Origin of the sequence: Streptomyces rubiginosohelvolus (assembly GCF_014649875.1) — a bacterium.
Taxonomy (GTDB): domain Bacteria; phylum Actinomycetota; class Actinomycetes; order Streptomycetales; family Streptomycetaceae; genus Streptomyces; species Streptomyces rubiginosohelvolus.
In genome coordinates this window covers 1,406,406-1,427,671 of the sequence record NZ_BMTW01000001.1, presented here as the reverse complement: position 1 = coordinate 1,427,671, position 21,266 = coordinate 1,406,406, and the positions used below count along the sequence as shown (strand labels likewise).

The following is a 21,266-nucleotide window of genomic DNA, read 5'->3' as shown; positions in this document are numbered from 1 at the left end:
AGTGGATCTTGATCGGGCCGTTAGGATTTCGACCATGGCGGCCACTGGATCCGAGAAGCAGGGGGCGACGGCGTACTACGTCTCGACCCCCATTTACTACGTCAACGACGCTCCTCACCTGGGCCACGCCTACACGACCGTCGCAGGCGACGTGCTCACGCGCTGGCACCGCCAGCGCGGCGAGAAGGTGTGGTACCTCACCGGCACGGACGAGCACGGTCAGAAGATCATGCGCACGGCCGAGGCGAACGACGTGACTCCGCAGGCCTGGGCGGACAAGCTCGTCGAGGAGGCGTGGAAGCCCCTCTGGGAGCACCTCAACATCGCGAACGACGACTTCATCCGGACGACGGAGAAGCGGCACACCGACCGGGTGCAGGAGTTCGTGCAGGACCTGTACGACAAGGACGAGATCTACAAGGGCGGGTACGAGGGCCCGTACTGCGTGGGCTGCGAGGAGTACAAGCTCCCCGGCGATCTGGTCGACGGCGAGGGCGAGTTCGCCGGGCAGAAGCTCTGCCCGATCCACAAGAAGCCGGTGGAGCTCCTCAAGGAGGAGAACTACTTCTTCAAGCTCAGCGAGTACGGCCCGAAGCTGCTGGAGTTCTACGCGGCGAACCCGGACTTCATCCAGCCCGAGTCGGCGCGCAACGAGGTCGTGAACTTCGTCGAGCAGGGTCTGCAGGACCTGTCGATCTCGCGCTCGACGTTCGACTGGGGCGTCCCGGTGCCGTGGGACGACAAGCACGTCATCTACGTGTGGGTCGACGCGCTGCTCAACTACGCGACGGCGGTCGGCTACGGCGCCAACCAGGAGAAGTTCGACGGTACGTTCCCGGCGAACGTGCACCTGATCGGCAAGGACATCCTCCGCTTCCACTCGGTGATCTGGCCGGCGATGCTGATGGCGCAGGGTCTGCCGCTGCCGGGCAAGGTCGTCGCCAACGGCTGGCTGATGGTCGGCGGCGAGAAGATGTCCAAGTCGAACCTGACCGGCATCAAGCCGCAGGACCTGACCTCGCACTTCGGCGTGGACGCGTACCGCTGGTACTTCCTGCGGGCCATCTCCTACGGCAGCGACGGGTCGTTCTCCTGGGAGGACTTCTCCGCCCGCTACACCTCCGAGCTGGCCAACGACTACGGCAACCTCGCCTCGCGCGTGGCGGCGATGGTCGGCAAGTACTTCGGCGGTGCGCTGCCGGAGGACACGGCCGCCGGTGACGCCGAGCAGGCCGTGCGGGACGGCCTGGCGAAGGCCGCGGCGACGGCCGACCGGAAGATCGGCGAGGAGCTGGACTTCCAGGGCGGCATCCTGGCGACCTTCGACTTCGTGAAGCAGGTCAACGGCTACATCACGGAGCAGGAGCCGTGGAAGGTGGCCAAGGACACCACCCCGGAGGGCCAGGCCCGTCTGGCGACCATCCTCTACACGGCCGCCGAGTCGCTGCGCGGGGTCGCGGTGCTGCTCAACTCCGTGATGCCGGAGACCTCGCAGAAGCTCTGGGAGTCCCTGGGCGCCGAGGAGTCCCTGGGTGCCCTGGCCGACCAGAAGGTCCAGGACGCGGGCGTCTGGGGCACCCTGCCCGCGGGGGCGACGGTGACGAAGGGCGCGGTGCTGTTCCCGCGCCTGGAGGAGAAGCCGGCGTAACGCCTCCGTACGTACGCCGGGAGCCTGGGACCGCTGATCGCGGTCCCGGGCTCCTCGCGTTCCTCCCCCTGCTCACCGGCTTCCTTCACCGCCTCAGCGTCTCCGCGTCGCCCATCACGATGACCGGGTTCATCGCCGGGTCCAGGGTGCGCAGGAGCTCCTCCATGCGCTCCTCGGGGACGGAGACGCAGCCCTGGGTCGGGCCGTCGTGGTCGACGTGGATCCAGATGCCGCCGCCGCGTTCGAGGCCGAGCGGGCGGGTGCGGTTGAGGGGGCTGACGCCCTCCTTGCGGTTGTAGTTGATCGCGACGACGTAGTCGAAGGAGCCCTCCAGGGGCTCGCCGAAGAAGCCCTCCCCGTCCACCGCGAACCGGGGGTGCTCGTCGTACGGCAGCAGCGCCCCGGGGTCGGGGAGCCGGCCGCCCGCGTCGGTGAGGGAGTAGACGCCCGTGGGCGATCTCCGGTCGCCCGCCACGTGGTAGTCCGTCCAGCCATCCATGCCGTTGTGCGCCGGCCAGGGCCCCGCCACCGGCTCCCAGCCCTGTGCCGGGTCCGCGCGGCTGTACAGGACCGCACTGGAGCGGTAGGAGTCGGCCTCCTCGCCGGTGACCACGAATGCCTGCTGGGCCTCGGCGGGGATCTGGGCCAGGGTCTCCGGTCCCAGGTCCGGAATCTCGGTGGGGCTCGGGGCGGGCGTCGGTCCGGCGGAGGACCGGAGGGCGGACGCGGCGTCGGACTGCGGGCCCGCGGCGCCCTGCCCCGGAACGCCGACCGGGGCTTTCTCCGGAGCGGCGCCGGAGGAGCAGCCGGCGAGCAGCAGGGCCAGGGCGAAGAGCGGTGCGGCGAGCAGGGCGGGTGGGCGGCGGGGGAGGGACACGGCGGTGGGCTCCTCGGATGGCGGCGGGCGGCGCGACGCGGCAGGACGGGCTGCGAGAGGGGTGTCTCGGTGCCAGTCTTTGCCGGGCCCGCACCGGCCGAACCCGAACCGGGGCCATCCGGCTGTACCACGTCGCCCGGCCGTCACCGGCGCTCGCGGGTATGCAACGAAACAGCCCCCGATCGGGTGATCGGGGGCTGTTTCACGTGAAACATCCGCAGAGCGGGACCGTACGAACTACTGGTCGGAGGGCTTCTCCGACGCACCCTTCGCGGCGACCGGCTTGCGCAGCTGGATGTTCAGCTCGCGCAGACGGGTCTCGTCCAGCTCGGTCGGGGCGCCCATCATCAGGTCCTGGGCGTTGCCGTTGAGCGGGAAGGCGATGGTCTCGCGGATGTTCGGCTCGTCCGCGAGCAGCATGACGATGCGGTCGACGCCGGGGGCGATGCCACCGTGCGGCGGGGCGCCGAGGCGGAACGCGCGGAGCATGCCCGCGAACTCGTGCTCGACGGTCTCGCGGTCGTAGCCGGCGATCTCGAAGGCCTTGAGCATCAGCTCGGGCTCGTGGTTACGGATGGCGCCCGAGGACAGCTCGATGCCGTTGCAGACGATGTCGTACTGCCAGGCGAGGATGTCCAGCGGGTCCTTCTCCTCCAGGTCGGCGAGGCCGCCCTGAGGCATCGAGAAGGGGTTGTGCGAGAAGTCGATCTTGCCGGTCTCCTCGTCCCGCTCGTACATCGGGAAGTCGACGATCCAGCAGAACCGGAAGACGCCCTCCTCGAAGTGGCCGGCACGCTTGGCGGCCTCGACCCGGACCGCCGACATGATCTTGGAGACCTCGTCGAACTCGCCCGCGCCGAAGAAGACGGCGTGGCCCGGGACCAGCGAGAGGCGCTCGGTGAGCGTCTTGACGTCGGTCTCGGTGAGGAACTTGGCGATCGGTCCGGCCAGCGTGCCGTCCTCGCCCACGCGCACCCAGGCCAGGCCCTTGGCGCCGTGCTCGACGGCGTACTCACCGAGACCGTCGAAGAACTTCCGGGACTGGCCCGCGGTGTCCGGGACCGGCAGCGCGCGGACGTGCTTGCCGGCGAACGCCTTGAAGCCGGAGTCGGCGAAGACGTCGGAGATGTCGACGAGCTCCAGCTTGGCGCGCAGGTCCGGCTTGTCGTTGCCGTACTTCAGCATCGACTCGCGGAACGGGATGCGCGGGAACGGCGAGGTGACCTCGCGGCCGTTGCCGAACTCGGTGAAGAGCTCGGTCATCAGCTTCTCGATCGGCTGGAAGACGTCCTCCTGCTCGACGAAGGACATCTCGACGTCGAGCTGGTAGAACTCGCCCGGCGAGCGGTCCGCGCGGGCGTCCTCGTCACGGAAGCAGGGCGCGATCTGGAAGTAGCGGTCGAAGCCCGAGATCATCAGCAGCTGCTTGAACTGCTGCGGGGCCTGCGGCAGCGCGTAGAACTTGCCGGGGTTCAGCCGGGACGGGACGACGAAGTCACGAGCGCCCTCGGGGGAGGTCGCGGTGAGGATCGGGGTCGCCATCTCGTTGAAGCCGAGGGCCACCATCTTGGAGCGGATGGAGGCGATCACGGCCGAGCGCAGCATGATGTTGCGGTGCATGCGCTCGCGCCGCAGGTCGAGGAAGCGGTACTCCAGGCGGCGCTCCTCGTTGACGCCGTCCTCGGTGTTGATCGTGAAGGGCAGCGGGGCGGCCTCGCCGAGCACCTCGACCTCGGAGACCTCGATCTCGATCTCGCCGGTCGGGAGCTCCGGGTTGACGTTGTCCGCGCCACGCGCGGAGACCTTGCCGTCGATCCGGACGACGGTCTCCTTGGTGAGCTTCGCCAGGGCCTCGTTGCCGGGGGTGCCGGGGCGGGCGACGAGCTGCACCAGACCGTAGTGGTCGCGCAGATCGATGAAGAGGATGCCGCCCAGGTCTCGGCGATTGTGCAGCCAGCCGCTCAGCCGGACGTCGGTGCCGACGTCAGAGGCGCGGAGCTCGCCGCAGGTGTGGGACCTGTACCGATGCATCGTCGTTCATCCAGTCTTCGCGGTTAGGTGGGGATTGAGCCTACCCAGGCTACCGCCCGGGGCCGGGGGGCTTCATTTCCCTTTGTCCGCCGCACCCGCCGCCCCCTGGGCAGGTGGCCGCCTCTCGGTGGCGTCCACCGAGCACATCTTCCTAAAGTGGGGCAATGCGCACCGAGGAAGTCCTGGCCGCGATCGCGACGGGCCTGTGGCGCTGGGACAACGCAGCCGGCACGGTCACGCTCGACGCGGAGGCGGCCCGGCTCCTCGGCCTGCCTCCCGAGCCCGGCAGCTACCGGGAGGCGGCGGTGCGCTCCCGTTTCCACCCGGTCGACTGGAACGAGATCTACGGGGTGGTGAACCTCGCGGTCGCCGAGGGCAGCCTCGCCGAGGCGCGGCTGCGGATCGTGGACGAGCGCGGGCAGGTCCTGCGTACCGTGCGCAGCCGCTCCAAGCCGGTCTTCCGGACGGACGAGGACGCCGACAGCGAGGCCTATGTCCTCTACGGCACGCTCCAGGAGGTCGCCGAGCCGCAGCCCGGCGCCACCGACGCCGCCCACACGCCGATCACCGGGGACTGGCGGCGGTCCCGGGAGGCGTTCCTGCTGGACGCCGGGCGGGCGCTGGCCGAGGCCCGGTCCACCGCGGAGGTGCTGCGGGTCGCCGGGTCCCTGTCCATGCCGGGCTTCTCCCCGGACGGCCTCGCGGTCTTCGGCTCCGCCGGGGAGCGGCTGACGATCATCGGGCACCACGGGCACAACATCGGGGACGAGGAACCCTTCACCGACATGCCCCTGGACACCGACTACCCGGCCGCCGAGGTCGTCCGCACCGGCCGCGCGATCTACCTGCCCTCCCCCGACGAGTACCGCCGCCGCTATCCGGCCACCTGGCCGCTCGCCAGGCGCTTCGGGCGGCAGTCCTGGGCCTTCCTGCCCCTGGTGTCGTCCGGTCGCACGATGGGCGCCTGGATGGCCGGGTTCCAGCACCCGGTGGGGTTCTCCCCCGACGAGCGCGCGGTGCTCTCGACGGTCGCCCGGATGCTCGCCCAGGCCCTGGCCCGCGCCGGGGTAGCCGAGACGGAACGCGAACTGTCGCTGGGGCTCCAGCGCTCGATGATGCCGACCCTGGGCCCGGAGATCCCCGGGATGACGGTGGCCGCGCGGTACGTGCCGACCGGCGGCGGGCTCCAGGTGGGCGGCGACTGGTACGACATGATCCCGCTGCCCAACGGCCGTATCGCCCTGGTCATCGGCGACGTCCAGGGCCATGACGTACGGGCCGCCGGACTGATGGGCCAGCTCCGCATCGCCCTGCGCGCCTACGCGTCCGAGGGGCACCGCCCGGACGCCGTGCTCGCCCGGGCCTCGCGCTTCCTTTCCGGGCTCACCGACGCGTACGAGAGCGTCGAGGGCGACGAGGAACCCCCGGCTCCGCGCTTCGCCACCTGCCTGTACGCCGAGGTCGACCCGGAGGCCGGGACCCTGGACATCGCCCGCGCGGGCCACCCCGACCCGGTGGTGATCAGCGCCGACGGGACCGCGGTGATCCGGCAGACGGCCGGGGGGCTGCCGCTCGGGATCGAGACGGACTCCGACTACCCCACCACCCGGGTGGTCCTGGAACCCGGCGAGACGATCATGCTGTGCACGGACGGCCTCATCGAGACCGGCGGGCACGACATGGCGACCGGCTGGACCCGGCTGCGCCCGGTCCTGGAGAAGCCGGTGGAGGACCTGGAACAGCTCGCCGACTCCCTGGTCCAAGCCGTGCACGGGCCGACCTCGCACTACACGACGGGACCGCTCGCGGACCGGCGGGAGGACGACATCGCGGTCCTGGTGCTGCGGCGTGAGAGCGCCCCGGCCCCGGAAACGGCGGCGCGCCGGAGTGTCCTGACCATCGCGCAGGCCGAGCCGGAGCGGATCTCGGTGGGGCGGCAGCTGGTGCGGGAGCTGCTGCACGACTGGAGCGACCCCGAGCAGGTCGACTCGGCGGTCCTGATGGTCTCCGAGATGGCCACCAACGTGCTCGTCCACACGGACGGGGACGCGCTGATGGTGGCGGAGGTCTCCGGCGAGCAGGGTGAACGGCGGCTGCGGGTCGAGGTCGCCGACGCCAGCGACGAGCTGCCGCACAAGCGGCGGCCGGGGGAGATGGCGTCCAGCGGGCGGGGTCTGCTGCTGATGGAGATGCTGGCGGACGCGTGGGGGGTGGATCCGCGGGGGGAGGGCAAGTCGATCTGGTTCGAGCTGTACGAGTCGGATGAGCCGGGGGTTCTTTGAGCGGGTGAGGGCCCCGGGCCGTGGCTCTCCGGGAGCTCGGGCTCGTCTCCGTGACGGTTCCGTCCTCAAGCGCCGGACGGTCTGGGTCTGCCGGGCCCCGGCCCACAGCAAGCGCGGGCCCACGGGCGCGACGGTTCCGTCCTCAAGCGCCGGACGGGCTAGGAGGGGTGCCCGACGGGCCGGGGCCGGTCTCCGGCGGGGCGGGGTTCTCGGGGCCCCCGGACCTCCCGCGCAGTTCGCCCAGGACTCCGAAAGCCGCCGCGCACAGCGGGACCGCCAGCAGCATCCCCATCAGCCCGGCCACGCTCGCTCCCGCCGTCAGGGCGATCATGATCATCGCGGGGTGCATCTGGACCGTACGGCTCTGGATCATCGGCTGGAGCACATGGCCCTCCAGCACCTGGACCGCGAGCACCACCCCCAGCGCCCACAGGGCGATCACGAACCCCCGGTCCGCCAGCGCGACCAGCACCGCCACCGCGCCGGAGAGGAACGCCCCCAGGTACGGGATGTACGCGCCGACGAAGACCAGCGCGCCGAGCCCCACCGCCCCCGGCACGTCCAGGATCAGCAGGCCCACCGTGATGCACACGGCGTCGATCAGGGCGATGAACGTGGTGCCGCGCATGAAGCCCTCGACGGCCTCGAACGCCCGCCGCCCCATGGCCTCCACCAGGTCACCCGTGCCGCGCGGGGCCACCGTGTGCGCCAGGTTCACGGCCCGGTCCGAATCGCGCAGGAAGAAGAACGTCAGCAGCAGGGCCAGCACGCTGGTCGCCACCAGCGAACCGATCAGGCTGATGCCACTGAGCAGCCCGCCCGCCGCGCTCGCCCCGAACTTCTCGACCAGGCCCTTCGCGTTGTCGGCCAGATCGTCGACGTCCGTGGCCCCGGCGATCTCCAGGTGGTCGACGACCCACTGGCCCGCGTCCTTCAGCGAGGCGACGATCTGGTCGCCGGAGTCGACGAGGGCGGTGACGACGATGTACCCGGCGCCGCCGACCACCGCGACGAGTGCGGCGCAGGTCAGCCCCGCGGCCAGCGAACGGTTGAGGCGGCGCGCGATGAGCCAGCGGTGGACGGGGCCGAGCAGGGCGGTGCCGAGGAGGGCCAGCAGCACCGGGGTGACCGCGGTCTTGAGGGCGACGACCAGCCAGATCGCGACGGCGGCGACGCCCGCGACGAGCAGGACCACCCCGCACCAGGCGGCGGCGCGGCGGGCGCTGTCGGGCAGGAGGGGCTTGGATGCGGGCACCCTCCCAGCCGATCACGGGGTGCGTCGGCGGGCCCGCCGACGCACCCCGTACGGGTGACGGAGCGTCACATACCGTGGACTGCGGGGACCGTGCCCAGGCGGCCGGCCTGGAAGTCCTCGAAGGCCTGCTTCAGTTCGGCCTGACTGTTCATCACGAACGGTCCGTAGTGGGCCATCGGCTCCCGGATCGGGCGTCCGCCGAGGAGGACCACCTCCAGGTCCGGGGTGTGGCCGTCCTGCCGCTCGTCCGCGCGGACGGTCAGCGAACCGCCGGCCCCGAACACCGCGGTCTGGCCCATCGCGACCGGACGGCGCTCCGCACCGACCGTGCCGCGCCCGGCCAGGACGTACGCGAGGCCGTTGAAGTCCTCGCGCCACGGCAGGGTCACCTCGGCGCCGGGCCGGACGGTGGCGTGGATCATCGTGATCGGGGTGTGGGTGATGCCCGGGCCCTGGTGGCCGTCGAGTTCACCGGCGATGACGCGGAGCAGCGCGCCGCCGTCCGGGGAGGCGAGGAGCTGGACCTCGCCACCGCGGATGTCCTGGTAGCGCGGGTTCATCATCTTGTCGGCCTTGGGCAGGTTCACCCAGAGCTGGAGGCCGTGGAAGAGGCCGCCGGACTGGACGAGCGACTCCGGCGGGGCCTCGATGTGCAGCAGGCCCGAGCCGGCGGTCATCCACTGGGTGTCGCCGTTCTCGATGGTGCCGCCGCCACCGTTGGAGTCCTGGTGGATGAAGGTCCCGTCGATCAGGTACGTGGGCCACGGCGTCACCCGAAGCCGCCACCTTGGGCAGGGTCAGCGGGTTGTCGACAGTCACTGCGGGCATGGGAGCCACCTCCGGGCGAGTGTTCTGAAATCAATTTAGTTGAATGGTGAACATCCTGCAAGGCGTCGCGCATTCCCGGAGGGCGGCCGCGACAGACCGAGGGCCCGCGCCGAGTCGGCGCGGGCCCTCGCCCGACAGAAGAAACCGCAGGTCAGAAACCCACGGACACCCCGAACCCCTAGCCGTACATACGGCGCATCGCGAAGTCGACCATCTGCTCGACGGCCTTGGCGTCGAAGACCATCCGGTGGTCGCCCTCCATGTCCAGGACGAAGCCGTACCCCGTCGGCAGCAGGTCGATCACCTCGGCCCCGGTGATCACGAAGTACTTCGACTCCTTGCCCGCGTACCGCCGCAGCTCCTTGAGCGTGGTGAACATCGGGATCACCGGCTGCTGCGTGTTGTGCAGCGCCAGGAAGCCGGGGTTGTCGCCGCGCGGGCAGTAGACCTTCGACGTCGCGAAGATCTGCTGGAAGTCCTCGGCGGAGAGGGAGCCGGTGGTGAAGGCCCGGACCGCGTCGGCCAGGGAGGGCGGCGACGGTTCGGGATACAGCGGCTGCTCCCCGTAGCCGCCGCCCATCTGACCCATCTGGCCCATCTGACCCATCTGCTGCTGAGCACCAGGGTTCTGGTCGTAGCCGTACATGCTGCAAAGAGTAATCGGACACATCTCCGGCTTGAGGGGTTGCGCCTTATTACTGACGGGTAGCATCATCGGAGAGGTCAGCTGATAGACCCACGCCTGCCTGTCGCCCGACCCGCATCACTCCCCGGGGCGCTGTGGCGCCACTGCTATTGATTACGGAGCCTTCCCATGGGGCACTACAAGTCGAATCTCCGCGACATCGAGTTCAACCTCTTCGAGGTCCTCGGGCGCGACAAGGTGTACGGCACCGGTCCGTTCGGTGAGATGGACGTCGACACCGCGAAGAGCATCCTGGACGAGATCGCCCGCCTCGCGGAGAACGAGCTCGCCGACTCCTTCGCCGACGCCGACCGCAACCCGCCGGTCTTCGACCCGGAGACCAAGACCGCCCCGGTCCCGGCGAGCTTCAGGAAGTCGTACCAGGCCTTCATGGACTCCGAGTACTGGCGTCTGGGCCTGCCCGAGGAGATCGGCGGCACCACCTCTCCCCGCTCCCTGATCTGGGGCTACGCGGAGCTGCTGCTCGGCTCGAACCCGGCCGTGTGGATGTACTCCTCCGGCCCGGCCTTCGCCGGCATCCTCTTCGACGAGGGCAACGAGGAGCAGAAGAAGATCGCGGAGATCGCCGTCGAGAAGCAGTGGGGCTCGACGATGGTGCTGACCGAGCCGGACGCCGGCTCGGACGTGGGCGCCGGCCGGACGAAGGCCGTGCAGCAGGAGGACGGCTCCTGGCACATCGAGGGTGTGAAGCGCTTCATCACCTCGGGCGAGCACGACATGTCCGAGAACATCATCCACTACGTACTGGCCCGCCCCGAGGGCGCAGGACCGGGCACCAAGGGCCTCTCGCTCTTCATGGTCCCGAAGTTCCACTTCGACTGGACGACCGGCGAGCTGGGCGAGCGCAACGGCGTGTACGCGACGAACGTCGAGCACAAGATGGGCCTCAAGGCGTCCAACACCTGCGAGATGACGTTCGGCGACCAGCACCCCGCCAAGGGCTGGCTGATCGGTGACAAGCACGACGGCATCCGCCAGATGTTCCGCATCATCGAGTTCGCCCGCATGATGGTCGGCACGAAGGCCATCGCCACCCTCTCCACGGGCTACCTGAACGCCCTGGAGTACGCCAAGGAGCGCGTCCAGGGTCCGGACCTGGCGAACTTCATGGACAAGACGGCGCCCAAGGTCACCATCACGCACCACCCCGACGTGCGCCGCTCGCTCATGACGCAGAAGGCGTACGCCGAGGGCATGCGCTCCCTCGTGCTGTACACCGCCACCGTCCAGGACGCGATCCAGGAGCAGGAGGCCGCGGGCGAGGACGCCAAGGCGCTGAACGGCCTCAACGACCTGCTGCTGCCGATCGTGAAGGGCTACGGCTCCGAGAAGTCCTACGAGCAGCTCGCGCAGTCGCTCCAGACCTTCGGCGGCTCCGGCTACCTCCAGGAGTACCCGGTCGAGCAGTACATCCGGGACGCCAAGATCGACACCCTCTACGAGGGCACGACCGCGATCCAGGGCCAGGACTTCTTCTTCCGGAAGATCGTCCGCGACCAGGGCGCCTCGCTCAACACGCTCTCCGAGGAGATCAAGAAGTTCCTCGCGGGCGCCCAGGGCAACGAGGAGCTGGCCCCCGCGCTGGACTCCCTCGCCAAGGCCGCCGTGGACCTGGAGGCGATCGTCGGCACGATGATCACCGACCTCACCGCGACCGGCGAGGACGTCAAGAACATCTACAAGGTCGGCCTCAACACGACCCGCCTGCTGATGGCCTCCGGCGATGTCGTCGTCGGCTACCTGCTGCTCAAGGGCGCGGCCGTGGCGGCCGAGAAGCTGCCGACCGCCTCCGCGAAGGACGTGCCCTTCTACCAGGGCAAGATCGCCGCCGCGAAGTTCTTCGCCGCGAACGTCCTGCCGGGCGTCTCGACCGAGCGCGCGCTCGCCGAGTCGATCGACAACTCGCTGATGGAGCTGGACGAGGCCGCCTTCTAGGACCTCCCAGCAACTCAGCACATCCGACAGCGCCGCCGCCCGGAGACCGTCCGGGCGGCGGCGCTGTCGCACGATCGGCGGACCGGGGAGCGAGGGCGCCGCCGATCTCGCGGTCACCGGATACCGGACCCCGGGTCCTCGTTACAGTGAAGAACATGAGTTCCCCTCTCCGGTTCGACCGTGCGCACACCGATGACCTGATGACCTTCCTGGCGGCCAGCCCGTCCCCGTACCACGCCGTGGCCAACGCCGCCGCCCGGCTGGCGGAGGCCGGCTTCCGGCAGGTCGAGGAGACCGCCGCCTGGGACGGCTCGGCGGGCGGGAAGTACGTGCTGCGCGGCGGGGCGATCGTCGCCTGGTACGTGCCGGAGGGCGCCGAGGCGCACACCCCGTTCCGGATCGCGGGGGCGCACACCGACTCCCCGAACCTCCGGGTGAAGCCGCTGCCCGACACCGGGGCGCACGGCTGGCGCCAGATCGCCGTCGAGGTCTACGGCGGCACCCTACTCAACACCTGGCTCGACCGGGATCTGGGCCTGGCCGGGCGGATCTCGCTGCGCGACGGCACGCACCGGCTGGTCAACATCGACCGGGCGCTGCTGCGGGTGCCGCAGCTGGCCGTCCACCTGGACCGGTCGGCCAACACCGAGGGGCTCAAGCTCGACCGCCAGAAGCACATGCAGCCGATCTGGGGACTCGGCGATGTGGAAGAGGGCGACCTGATCCGCTTCGTCGCGGAGGAGGCGGGGGTCGACGCGGAGGACGTCACCGGCTGGGACCTGATGCCGCACGCCATCGAGCCGCCCTCCTACCTGGGCCGGGACCGGGAGCTGGTGGCCGGGCCCCGGATGGACAACCTCCTCTCGGTGCACGCCGCGACCGCCGCCCTGGCCGCCGTCGCCGGGCAGAGCGACGCCGACATCCCGTACATCCCGGTGTTCGCGGCGTTCGACCACGAGGAGAACGGCTCGCAGTCCGACACCGGCGCCGACGGGCCGCTGCTGGGCTCGGTGCTGGAGCGCTCGGTGTTCGCGCGCGGCGGCACGTACGAGGACCGCGCCCGCGCCTTCGCCGGAACCGTCTGTCTCTCCTCCGACACCGGCCACGCCGTGCACCCCAACTACGCGGAGCGGCACGACCCGACGCACCACCCGGTCGCCAACGGCGGGCCGATCCTGAAGGTCAACGTCAACATGCGGTACGCCACCGACGGCAGCGGCCGGGCGGTGTTCGCCGCGGCCTGCGAGAAGGCGGGCGTGCCGTGGCAGAGCTTCGTGTCCAACAACGCGATGCCCTGCGGCACGACCATCGGGCCGATCACCGCGGCCCGGCACGGCATCCAGACCGTGGACATCGGCGTGGCGATCCTCTCGATGCACAGCGCCCGTGAGCTGTGCGGGGCCGACGACCCGTATCTGCTGGCGAACGCGCTCACGGCGTTCCTGGCCGGCTGACCGGATTACGCCCAACCGCCTCCGCGCACATGGTTGTTGCCGGGCCGGGTACGCGAGTCGTACACCGGCCCGGACTCACCGGGCGGTCGAGGAGGCGGAATTCATGGGACTCGGAGGATGCATTCTCCTGATCGGTGCGGGCGCGATCCTGGCGTTCGCCACCGACTGGAAGATGGACACCGTGAACGTCGACCTGGTCGGCTGGATCATGATGCTCGTCGGCCTCGTGGGGGTCTTCGTCTACATGAGCATCGCGCGGCGCCGCCGGATGGTCGTGCCGCCCACCACCACGGTCGTCCAGGACGACCAGCAGCGCTACCAGTAACGGCAGGCGCTCCGGGTCGCCCCGCGCAGGGGCGACCCGGTCCGGCGCGTCAGCCCTGCTCGTCCATCCCGGCGAGCACCAGCGCCAGCCGTGATACGCCCGCCGCGGTGACGCGGACCGGCACCCCCCAGTCCTGCTGGTGCACATGGCAGGCCGGGTACTCGTTGGCCGGGTCGTCGTCGCAGGACGCCGCCATCGCGGAGACGTGCAACACGCCCTCGGCCACCCCGTCGGCGAGAACCAGATCGCGCCCGAGGTCCGTCCCCGCGCCGGAGCCGTCCGCCAGCAACTCGGGCGGGGTGGCGGAGACCAGGAGCCGGGTCGAGGGCCCGTAGCGGGTGTCCAGCTTCTGCCCGGCGGGCGCCTGGAAGACCACGTCGAGGCGGAGGGTGCCCGGGGCGATCTCGGTGGTGGCCCGCTGGGTGCGGTGCGCCTGATCGGCGACCTGGACCGCCTCCTCGGGCAGCCGGAGGCGGGTCAGCCGGTGGCGGGCCGACTCGACGACGACGAGATCGCCGTCGGCCAGCACCGCGTCGCTGGGCTCGCGGACATCGGTGGCCAGCGTGGTGACCTCGCCGGACGCCGGGTCGTACCGGCGCAGGGCGTGGTTGTACGTGTCGCTGATCGCGACGGACCCGTCGGGCAGCGCGGTCACGCCGATCGGGTGCTGCAGGAGCGCCTGGCCGGCCGCCCCGTCACGGTGGCCGAAGTCGAAGAGGCCGGTGCCGACGGCGGTGTGGACGTGCTCGTCGCGGTCGACCCAGCGCAGTGCGGAGGTCTCCGAGTCGGCGACCCAGAGCCGCTCCCCGTCGGCGGAGACGGCGAGCCCGGACGGCTGGGCGAACCAGGCCTCGGCGGCCGGCCCGTCGACCAGGCCCTCGTTGGTGGTCCCGGCGGCGACGCGTACGGTCGCGCTCTCGGGGTCGTACGTCCACAGCTGGTGCACGCCCGCCATGGCGATCCACAGCCGGTCGCCGAACCAGGCGAGGTCCCACGGTGAGGAGAGGTCCACCTCGCGGGCCGGGCCGCTGGTCGGGGTCCCCTGCCACCACTGGCGGCCGGTCCCGGCGAGGGTGCTGGTCACCCCGGTCGTGAGGTCCAGGGCGCGGATCGCGTGGTTGACGGTGTCCGCGACGGCGACGCGGCCGTCGGGGAGCACGGCGAGCCCCTGCGGTTCGCTGAACCGGGCCTCGTCCGGGCCGCCGTTGCTCAACCCGCGTTCGCCGGTGCCGAAGTGGCGGCGTACGGTCTCGCCGTCGGCGTCCAGCTCGACCAGGCGGTGCCGGGTGGTGTCGGAGACCAGGAAGCCGCCGTCCGGCAGGAGCAGCGCCTTGCCGGGGAAGCGCAGATGCGTGGCGACGGGCTCGGGCGCGACGTAGGGGCCGTCGCCGCGGCGGAGCGTGCCCTTGGCCCCGTGCTCGGCCTCCAGCTCCTCGACGAGCTTCTCGATGGCGTGCGCGTGGCCCTCGCCCGCGTGCTGGGCGACGACATAGCCCTCGGGGTCGATCACGACGAGCGTCGGCCAGGCGCGGACCGCGTACTGCTTCCAGGTGGCGAGCTCGGGGTCGTCGAGGACGGGGTGGTGGACCTCGTAGCGCTCGACGGCGTCGACGACGGCCTGGTGCTCGGCCTCGTGGACGAACTTGGGCGAGTGGACGCCGATGATCACCACGGTGTCGCGGTGCTTCTCCTCCAGCTCGCGCAGCTCGTCCAGGACATGCAGACAGTTCACACAGCAGAACGTCCAGAAGTCGAGGATGACGATGCGTCCTCGCAGGTCAGCGAGGGTGTATTGCTGGTCGCCTGTATTGAGCCAGCCGCCCTTGCCGATGAGTTCGGGGGCGCGGACGCGTGCACGTGTTGCCATGTCACCAGTCAACACCGTCCCGGCCTGCGCGCATTCCGCCGGGCCCCGGGGGAACCTGTGCCCCATGAGACTTCTCGTACGTGAGCGGATGTTCGCCATCGGCGACGACTACTGGATCGAGGACGACGGGGGCCGGAAGGTCTTCCTGGTCGACGGCAAGGCGATGCGGCTGCGCGACACCTTCGAGTTGAAGGACGCCGACGGCCGGGTCCTGGTCGAGCTGCGGCAGAAGCTGATCAGCCTGCGCGACACGATGCTCATCGAGCGGGGCGGCGAGGAGCTGGCGAAGGTCAAGCGCAAGCGGCTGTCGCTGCTCCGCAACCACTACCGGGTGACGCTGGTGGACGGTACGGAGCTGGACGTCAGCGGCAAGATCCTGGACCGCGAGTTCGCCATCGAGTACGACGGTGAGCTGCTGGCCCAGATCTCGCGCCGCTGGCTGACCCTCCGGGACACGTACGGCATCGACGTCGTCCGGGACGACGCCGACACCGCGCTGCTCATCGCCGTGGCGATGTGCGTGATCGTCCTGGCGGACAAGGAGAGCGAGGGCTGAGCGCCCGCCCGGGCGCGGCTGTGCGTTGTTTCACGTGAAACGTGAAGCCCGGGCGGTCTGGTCCGACGGGGGCTCATCCCGCCTGTCGCGCGGCGGCCCGCCGGTCCGCCTGGACGAAGGCCGCCCCCGCGAGGGCGATGGTGGCAGCGAAGGAGACCGCGAGAGCCGGGTTGAGCCAGGACGGGACGGTCCCGCTGTTGAACACCCGGCCGTCGGTGGTGCGGCACAGGATGTGCACCGGGAGGTAGCGCACCTCGTGCGTCTCCACCCGAGCGCCTTCCGGCACGTTGGACGCGTACACGCACTGGTGCATGGGCGTCGAGTTCGTTCCCGACCCGACCTCGCTGACCGTAAGGCCGACGAGGAGAAGCCCGAGCAGGTAGAGGACGGCCGTGGCAGCGGCGGCGAAGATCGCCGTGCCACGGAGCAACGTCGATTCAGCGGCGCCCTGTTCAGCCATGGCGCTCACTGTAGACAGGGCGTCGCGACCGCCACCACGGGCAGCCCTCAGAGCGGCGGGGCCAGCCCCAGCCGGCGGTCCTTCAGGGCCGGGAACTGCTCGCGGGTCGCGCGTACCTTGTCCGCGTCCAGATCGACGGTCAGGACCTCCTCGTCCGCGCCCGCCTGGGCCAGCACCTCGCCCCAGGGGTCGACGACGATGCTGTGGCCGGCCTGCTGGACGTCGCCGTGGGTGCCCGCCGTGCCGACGGCGAGCACGTAGGCCTGGTTCTCCACGGCGCGGGCCTGCGCCAGGAGCGTCCAGTGGGAGCGGCGGCGCTCGGGCCAGCCCGCCGCGACGACGAGCGTCTCGGCGCCCGCGTCGACCAGGCCCCGGAACTGCTCGGGGAAGCGGAGGTCGTAACAGGTGGCGAGGCCCAGGGTGGTGTCCGGCAGGGTGACGGTCACCAGCTCCTCGCCCGCGCCCATCATCACCGCCTCGCCCTGATCGAAACCGAAGCGGTGGATCTTGCGGTAGGCGGCCGTGCGCTCGCCCTCGGGCGAGAAGACCAGGCTGGTGTTGTAGAGGGTGCCGTCGTCCGCGCGTTCGACGAAGGAGCCCGCGTGCAGCCAGACCCCGGCCTCGGCCGCCGCCTTCGCCATCGCCTCGTGCGTGGGGCCCTCCAGCGGCTCGGCCTCCGCCTCGAAGGCGGTGTAGGCGAACGCCCCGACCGGCCAGAGTTCGGGAAGAACCACCAGGTCGGCGCCGCGCTGGGCGACCACCAGGGAGGCCGCTCGCACTCTGCGGGCCTCGACGGATTCGTCCGGGTCTACTGCGATCTGGATGAGGGAGGCGCGCACACTACCACCGTCCTGGCATTCAAGCCGTCAACACGGGCCTACGATCGTCACACGAAAGCACTGCCGGGGTGCCTGCTCGCAGCGTAACTTAGCCACCGAACCTCCCACGCAGCTCGCCGACAGTGCCGTCAGAGCCGGCCCACCCGCCAGCATCCCTGCTCTCTCCAGCCCATGCACCGCAGAACCGCACGAGGGGTCCCGTGACCGTCCATCCCAGCCTCCAGCCCTACACCGACGCCGCGACCCACTCCATCGAGGCGATAGCCGAGCTGGTGAAGCCCCTTCCCGAGAGCGAGTGGAACCGCCGCACGCCCTGCCCGGGGTGGTCGGTGCGCGACATCGTGTCGCACGTCATCGGCATGGAGTGCGAGATGCTCGGCGACCCCCGGCCGATCCACACTTTGCCGCGCGATCTCTACCACGTGCAGAGCGACTTCGCCCGCTACATGGAGATGCAGGTCGACGTCCGGCGGCACCACACCTCCCCGGAGATCACCGCTGAGCTGGAGTACGTCCTCATCCGCCGGGCCCGCCAGATCCGCAATGAGTCGCGCAGTCCCGAGACCAAGGTCCGCGCGCCCCTGGGCGCCGAGCAGACCCTCGAAACGGCGCTGAATCTGCGGGCCTTCGACGTGTGGGTGCACGAGCAGGACCTGCGCACCACGCTCGGCCAGCCGGGCAACCTGGACTCCCCCGGCGCCCTGATCACCCGGGACATGCTGCTCCTCGGGCTCCCGAAGGTGGTCGCCAAGAGCGCGGGCGCGCCGGCCAACTCGGCGGTCGTCTTCGACGTGCACGGCCCGGTGGAGTTCCTGCGGACGGTCCGGGTCGACGCGGAGGGCCGCGGTTCGATCGACGGCGCGCCGTCGCTGGGCCCCGCCGTGACGCTGTCGCTGGACTGGGAGACCTACGTCCGCCTCGCCTGCGGCCGGGTCCGCCACGCGGCCGTCGCCGACCGGATCAAGGTCGAGGGCGACCAGGAGCTGGCCACCGCGATCCTCGACAACTTCGCCGTGACACCGTGACCCCGTTACCGCTTCACGGGCACGTGCCCGCGCCCCGGAGTGAGGGTCACGCGGGCACGTGGACGGCCTCGACGCGGCTGACCACGTGGTGCTCGCGCTCCCTGAGGGCCGCCCGTCGGCGCAGCCGCAGGATCTGGGCGACGCCGAACGCCTCCAGGACGAAGACCGAGGCGAACGCGACCCGGTAGTTGTCGCCGGTGGCGTCCAGCAGGACCCCGACGGCCAGCAGAGTGGTCATCGAGGCGACGAATCCGCCCATGTTGACGATGCCGGAGGCGGTGCCCTGGCGCTCGGGCGGGTTGGCCGGGCGGGCGAAGTCGAAGCCGACCATCGAGGCCGGTCCGCAGGCGCCCAGCACCAGGCACAGGACGATCAGCAGCCACATCGGCGTGTGGTCGGCCGGGTAGAAGATCGCGGACGCCCAGAGCAGGGCCGTCGTCGCCACCGTGCCGAGCGCGATCGGGGTCCGCGCCTCGTGGTGGCGGGCGATGATCTGCCCGTAGACGAGCCCGACCACCATGTTGGACAGCACCACCAGGGTGAGCAGCGCGCCCGCCGTGCCCCGGCTCAGCTCCTGCGCCTCGACCAGGAACGGCATTCCCCACAGCAGCAGGAACACCATCGCCGGGAACTGGGTGGTGAAGTGCACCCACATCCCGAGCCGGGTCCCCGGCTCCCGCCAGGCCGCGGCGATCTGCCGGCGGACGTACGCGGCCCCGGCGTGCTCGGCGGGCGGCGGCTCATGGCCCTCGGGGTGGTCCTTCAGGAAGAGCAGGAGCAGCACCAGCACCACGACGCCCGCCAGCGAACTGCCCACGAACGTCGTGGTCCAGCCGTAGCTGTGCAGCGCCCGCGCGATGAACAGCGTCGAGACGAGGTTGCCCGCCATCCCGAACAGCGCGGCGACCTGCCCGATCAGCGGTCCGCGCCGGGCCGGGAACCAGCGGCTGCCGAGCCGCAGCACGCTGATGAACGTCATCGCGTCGCCGCAGCCGAGCAGGGCGCGCGCGGCCAGCGCCATCCCGTACGAGGGGGAGAGCGCGAAGCCGAGCTGTCCGACGGTGAACAGGACGACCCCGATGGTGAGGACCTTCTTGGTGCCGAGCCGGTCGACCATCAGCCCGACGGGTATCTGCATGCCCGCGTAGACCAGGAGCTGGAGGATGGAGAACGTGGAGAGCGCCGAGGCGTTGACGTCGAACCGGTCGGCGGCGTCGAGTCCGGCGACGCCCAGGCTCGTCCGGAAGATGATCGCGACGAAGTAGACGGCGACGCCGATGCCCCAGACCCAGGCGGCACGCCGGCCGCCGGGCGGGTCACCGGGCAGGGAGAGCGTGGGGGCGGCCGAACTCACCGGTCCTCACCCCGCACGAGCTCCCGCACCCGGCCGACATGGCGGCGCACGACCAGGGCCGCCCCGGCGGCGTCCCCGGCCCGGATCGCCCCCAGCAGCTCACCGTGCTCGGTGATGTTGGCCTCGATCCTGCCCGGGTGCGCCTCCATCACCGCGACGCCCATGCGCAGCTGACGGTCGCGCAGCTGGTCGTAGAGGCGCGAGAGGATCTCGTTGCCCGCGTACTTGACGATCTCGGCGTGGAAACAGCGGTCCGTGACGGCCACCGCCGCCAGATCGCCGGCCTTCGCCAGCTTCCGCTGCTCCTCCAGGAGCTGTTCCAGGCGCTCGATCAGCTGCGGGGACGCGGGCACGGCCTTGCGCGCCGCGAACTCCTCGACCAGCAGCCGGGTCTCCACCACGTCCTTGATCTCCTGCGCGGAGACGGCGAGGACGAGCGCCCCCTTCTTCGGGTAGAGCTTGATCAGCCCCTCGACCTCCAGCCGCAGCAGCGCCTCGCGCACGGGCGTCCGCGAGACCCCGACCGCGTCCGCCAGATCCCCTTCGGTGAGCAGCGTCCCGCCCTCGTAACGCCGTTCCAGGACGGCTTCCTTGATGTGCGTGTAGACCCGCTCGGCGGCGGGCGGGCGCTTGAGGGAGGAGGGGGTGGACCGTACGGGGGCGGAGGATGCGGCAGGCATGCGCACAGCATAGATACAACATGCACGCATGGGGACCGGCGTCCGGATTCTGGACCTCCGGAACGCCCCGGGAGATCAGAAATAGTTCACGCTTCCCTGAATTCAGGAAGAGCTGTACTGTCACTTCATGCTGACCGTCGCTCCCGACATCGAGGTGCTCGCGCGGTTCGGCCGCGCGCTCGCCGACCCGATCCGCTGCCGCCTCCTGCTCGCGCTCCGCGAGGCCCCGGCGTACCCCTCCGACCTCGCCGAAGCCCTGGGCATCTCGCGCACCCGGCTCTCCAACCACCTGGCCTGCCTGCGCGACTGCGGCCTGGTCGTCACCTCGCCGGACGGCCGCCGCACGCGCTACGAGCTGGCCGACGAACGCCTCGGTACCGCGCTGGACGACCTGCGCTCCGCGGTGGTGGCCGTCGAGACCGACCGCACCTGCCCGGACGCGGAGACGGAGGGGTGCTGCTGATGACCACGCTCTCCCTCGGCCCCTCGCCGGCCCGCCGGGACGCGCTCGCCCGCCGGATACGGCTGCTGGTCGCCGCCACCATCGCCTACAACGTCATCGAGGCGGTCGTCGCCCTCACCGCCGGAACGCTCGCCTCCTCCAGCGCGCTGATCGGCTTCGGCCTGGACTCCGTCATCGAGGTCTCCTCCGCCGCCGCGGTCGCCTGGCAGTTCTCCGCGCGCGAGCACGCGGTGCGCGAGGCCCGGGAGAGGACGGCCCTGCGGATCATCGCCGTGTCGTTCCTCGCACTCGCCGCGTACGTCGCCGTCGACGCGGTCCGCGCGCTGACCGGGACCGGCGAGGCCGAACCCTCCCCGCTCGGCATCGTCATCGCCGCGCTCTCGCTGGCGATCATGCCGTTCCTGTCGGCCGCCCAGCGGCGCGCGGGGCGCGAGATCGGCTCCGCGTCCGCCGTCGCCGACTCGAAGCAGACCCTGCTGTGCACGTACCTCTCCGCCGTCCTGCTCGTCGGCCTGATCCTCAACGCGGCGTTCGGCTGGTCCTGGGCGGATCCGGTGGCCGCCCTGGCCATCGCCGGCATCGCGGTCAAGGAGGGTCGCGAAGCGTGGCGGGGCAAGGGCTGCTGCGCGCCGACGGCCGGGAGTCAAGCCTGCGCAAAATCACCCGTTCGATAACACATCC

At 70.9% G+C, this 21,266-nt stretch carries 18 protein-coding genes and 1 pseudogene; 9 read left to right on the top strand and 10 right to left on the bottom strand.

The genetic code is table 11. The features are described 5' to 3' along the window. The first annotated feature begins 34 nt into the window (after positions 1-34). Complete coding sequence (gene metG / locus IE134_RS06815; RefSeq protein ID WP_189429830.1) at positions 35-1,648, top strand: methionine--tRNA ligase; 1,614 nt, start codon at positions 35-37, stop codon at positions 1,646-1,648. A gap of 85 nt (positions 1,649-1,733) precedes the next feature. Here metG and IE134_RS06810 read toward each other — a convergent pair whose 3' ends face one another. Together IE134_RS06810 and aspS are read right to left on the bottom strand one after the other, a co-directional pair. Beyond that, a complete protein-coding gene (locus tag IE134_RS06810) occupies positions 1,734-2,525 on the bottom strand; it encodes a L,D-transpeptidase family protein (protein ID WP_189429828.1) in 792 nt (263 codons plus the stop codon). A gap of 237 nt (positions 2,526-2,762) precedes the next feature. Further along, complete coding sequence (gene aspS, locus IE134_RS06805; RefSeq protein ID WP_030707571.1) at positions 2,763-4,556, bottom strand: aspartate--tRNA ligase; 1,794 nt, start codon at positions 4,554-4,556, stop codon at positions 2,763-2,765. Between the two features lie 164 nt (positions 4,557-4,720). Between aspS and IE134_RS06800 the strand changes: the two genes are divergently transcribed. After that, positions 4,721-6,838 carry an ATP-binding SpoIIE family protein phosphatase gene (locus IE134_RS06800; RefSeq protein ID WP_098894030.1) on the top strand — a complete coding sequence of 706 codons (2,118 nt, stop codon included), beginning with the start codon at positions 4,721-4,723 and terminating at the stop codon, positions 6,836-6,838. 142 nt (positions 6,839-6,980) lie between these two features. Here the strand turns inward: IE134_RS06800 and IE134_RS06795 are convergent, their stop codons facing one another. The 3 genes and pseudogenes from IE134_RS06795 to IE134_RS06785 all read right to left on the bottom strand — a co-directional run bounded on the left by IE134_RS06795 (position 6,981) and on the right by IE134_RS06785 (position 9,567). Beyond that, on the bottom strand, positions 6,981-8,093 hold the full coding sequence (locus tag IE134_RS06795) for an AI-2E family transporter (protein ID WP_126932542.1): 1,113 nt from the start codon (positions 8,091-8,093) through the stop codon (positions 6,981-6,983). 65 nt (positions 8,094-8,158) lie between these two features. Then, a pseudogene (locus IE134_RS06790) lies at positions 8,159-8,921 on the bottom strand (pirin family protein). A 178-nt stretch (positions 8,922-9,099) separates the two neighbouring features. Beyond that, positions 9,100-9,567, bottom strand: coding sequence for an SseB family protein (locus IE134_RS06785; protein ID WP_006125898.1), 468 nt, complete (start codon positions 9,565-9,567; stop codon positions 9,100-9,102). 168 nt (positions 9,568-9,735) lie between these two features. On the opposite strand from IE134_RS06785, the gene IE134_RS06780 reads away from it, so the two are divergent. The 3 genes from IE134_RS06780 to IE134_RS06770 all read left to right on the top strand — a co-directional run bounded on the left by IE134_RS06780 (position 9,736) and on the right by IE134_RS06770 (position 13,341). Next, entirely contained in the window at positions 9,736-11,562 is a 1,827-nt protein-coding gene (locus tag IE134_RS06780) for an acyl-CoA dehydrogenase (RefSeq protein WP_032781543.1), read from the top strand. Positions 11,563-11,717: 155 nt separating this feature from the next. Next, positions 11,718-13,016, top strand: a complete 1,299-nt coding sequence (locus IE134_RS06775; protein ID WP_030707567.1) for a M18 family aminopeptidase — start codon at positions 11,718-11,720, stop codon at positions 13,014-13,016. Positions 13,017-13,119: 103 nt separating this feature from the next. Continuing rightward, positions 13,120-13,341 carry a DUF6458 family protein gene (locus IE134_RS06770; protein WP_030707566.1) on the top strand — a complete coding sequence of 74 codons (222 nt, stop codon included), beginning with the start codon at positions 13,120-13,122 and terminating at the stop codon, positions 13,339-13,341. Between the two features lie 49 nt (positions 13,342-13,390). Here IE134_RS06770 and IE134_RS06765 read toward each other — a convergent pair whose 3' ends face one another. Beyond that, positions 13,391-15,208 (bottom strand): NHL domain-containing thioredoxin family protein, encoded by a 1,818-nt coding sequence (locus IE134_RS06765; protein WP_098894032.1) that lies wholly within the window; start codon positions 15,206-15,208, stop codon positions 13,391-13,393. A gap of 64 nt (positions 15,209-15,272) precedes the next feature. Here IE134_RS06765 and IE134_RS06760 point away from each other — a divergent pair, with 64 nt between their 5' ends. After that, positions 15,273-15,764, top strand: coding sequence for an LURP-one-related/scramblase family protein (locus IE134_RS06760; protein WP_030707564.1), 492 nt, complete (start codon positions 15,273-15,275; stop codon positions 15,762-15,764). A gap of 73 nt (positions 15,765-15,837) precedes the next feature. On the opposite strand, the gene IE134_RS06755 is transcribed toward IE134_RS06760, so the two are convergent. Together IE134_RS06755 and IE134_RS06750 are read right to left on the bottom strand one after the other, a co-directional pair. Then, complete coding sequence (locus IE134_RS06755; protein WP_030707562.1) at positions 15,838-16,224, bottom strand: hypothetical protein; 387 nt, start codon at positions 16,222-16,224, stop codon at positions 15,838-15,840. Between the two features lie 47 nt (positions 16,225-16,271). After that, complete coding sequence (locus IE134_RS06750) at positions 16,272-17,063, bottom strand: carbon-nitrogen family hydrolase (protein ID WP_098894033.1); 792 nt, start codon at positions 17,061-17,063, stop codon at positions 16,272-16,274. A gap of 200 nt (positions 17,064-17,263) precedes the next feature. Here IE134_RS06750 and IE134_RS06745 point away from each other — a divergent pair, with 200 nt between their 5' ends. Then, positions 17,264-18,088 carry a maleylpyruvate isomerase family mycothiol-dependent enzyme gene (locus IE134_RS06745; RefSeq protein ID WP_010060305.1) on the top strand — a complete coding sequence of 275 codons (825 nt, stop codon included), beginning with the start codon at positions 17,264-17,266 and terminating at the stop codon, positions 18,086-18,088. Positions 18,089-18,134: 46 nt separating this feature from the next. Here IE134_RS06745 and IE134_RS06740 read toward each other — a convergent pair whose 3' ends face one another. Together IE134_RS06740 and IE134_RS06735 are read right to left on the bottom strand one after the other, a co-directional pair. Then, positions 18,135-19,442, bottom strand: coding sequence for an MFS transporter (locus tag IE134_RS06740; RefSeq protein ID WP_030707556.1), 1,308 nt, complete (start codon positions 19,440-19,442; stop codon positions 18,135-18,137). After that, the gene (locus IE134_RS06735) at positions 19,439-20,122 is read right to left on the bottom strand and encodes a GntR family transcriptional regulator (protein ID WP_098894053.1); all 684 of its coding nucleotides are present in this window, start codon (positions 20,120-20,122) and stop codon (positions 19,439-19,441) included. The genes IE134_RS06740 and IE134_RS06735 overlap by 4 nt, the downstream gene beginning before the upstream one ends. A 127-nt stretch (positions 20,123-20,249) precedes the next feature. Between IE134_RS06735 and IE134_RS06730 the strand changes: the two genes are divergently transcribed. Then, positions 20,250-20,585 carry an ArsR/SmtB family transcription factor gene (locus IE134_RS06730; protein WP_030707551.1) on the top strand — a complete coding sequence of 112 codons (336 nt, stop codon included), beginning with the start codon at positions 20,250-20,252 and terminating at the stop codon, positions 20,583-20,585. After that, on the top strand, positions 20,585-21,259 hold the full coding sequence (locus tag IE134_RS06725) for a cation diffusion facilitator family transporter (RefSeq protein ID WP_030707549.1): 675 nt from the start codon (positions 20,585-20,587) through the stop codon (positions 21,257-21,259). Before IE134_RS06730 ends, IE134_RS06725 begins: the two co-directional genes overlap by 1 nt. Positions 21,260-21,266 lie beyond the last annotated feature (7 nt).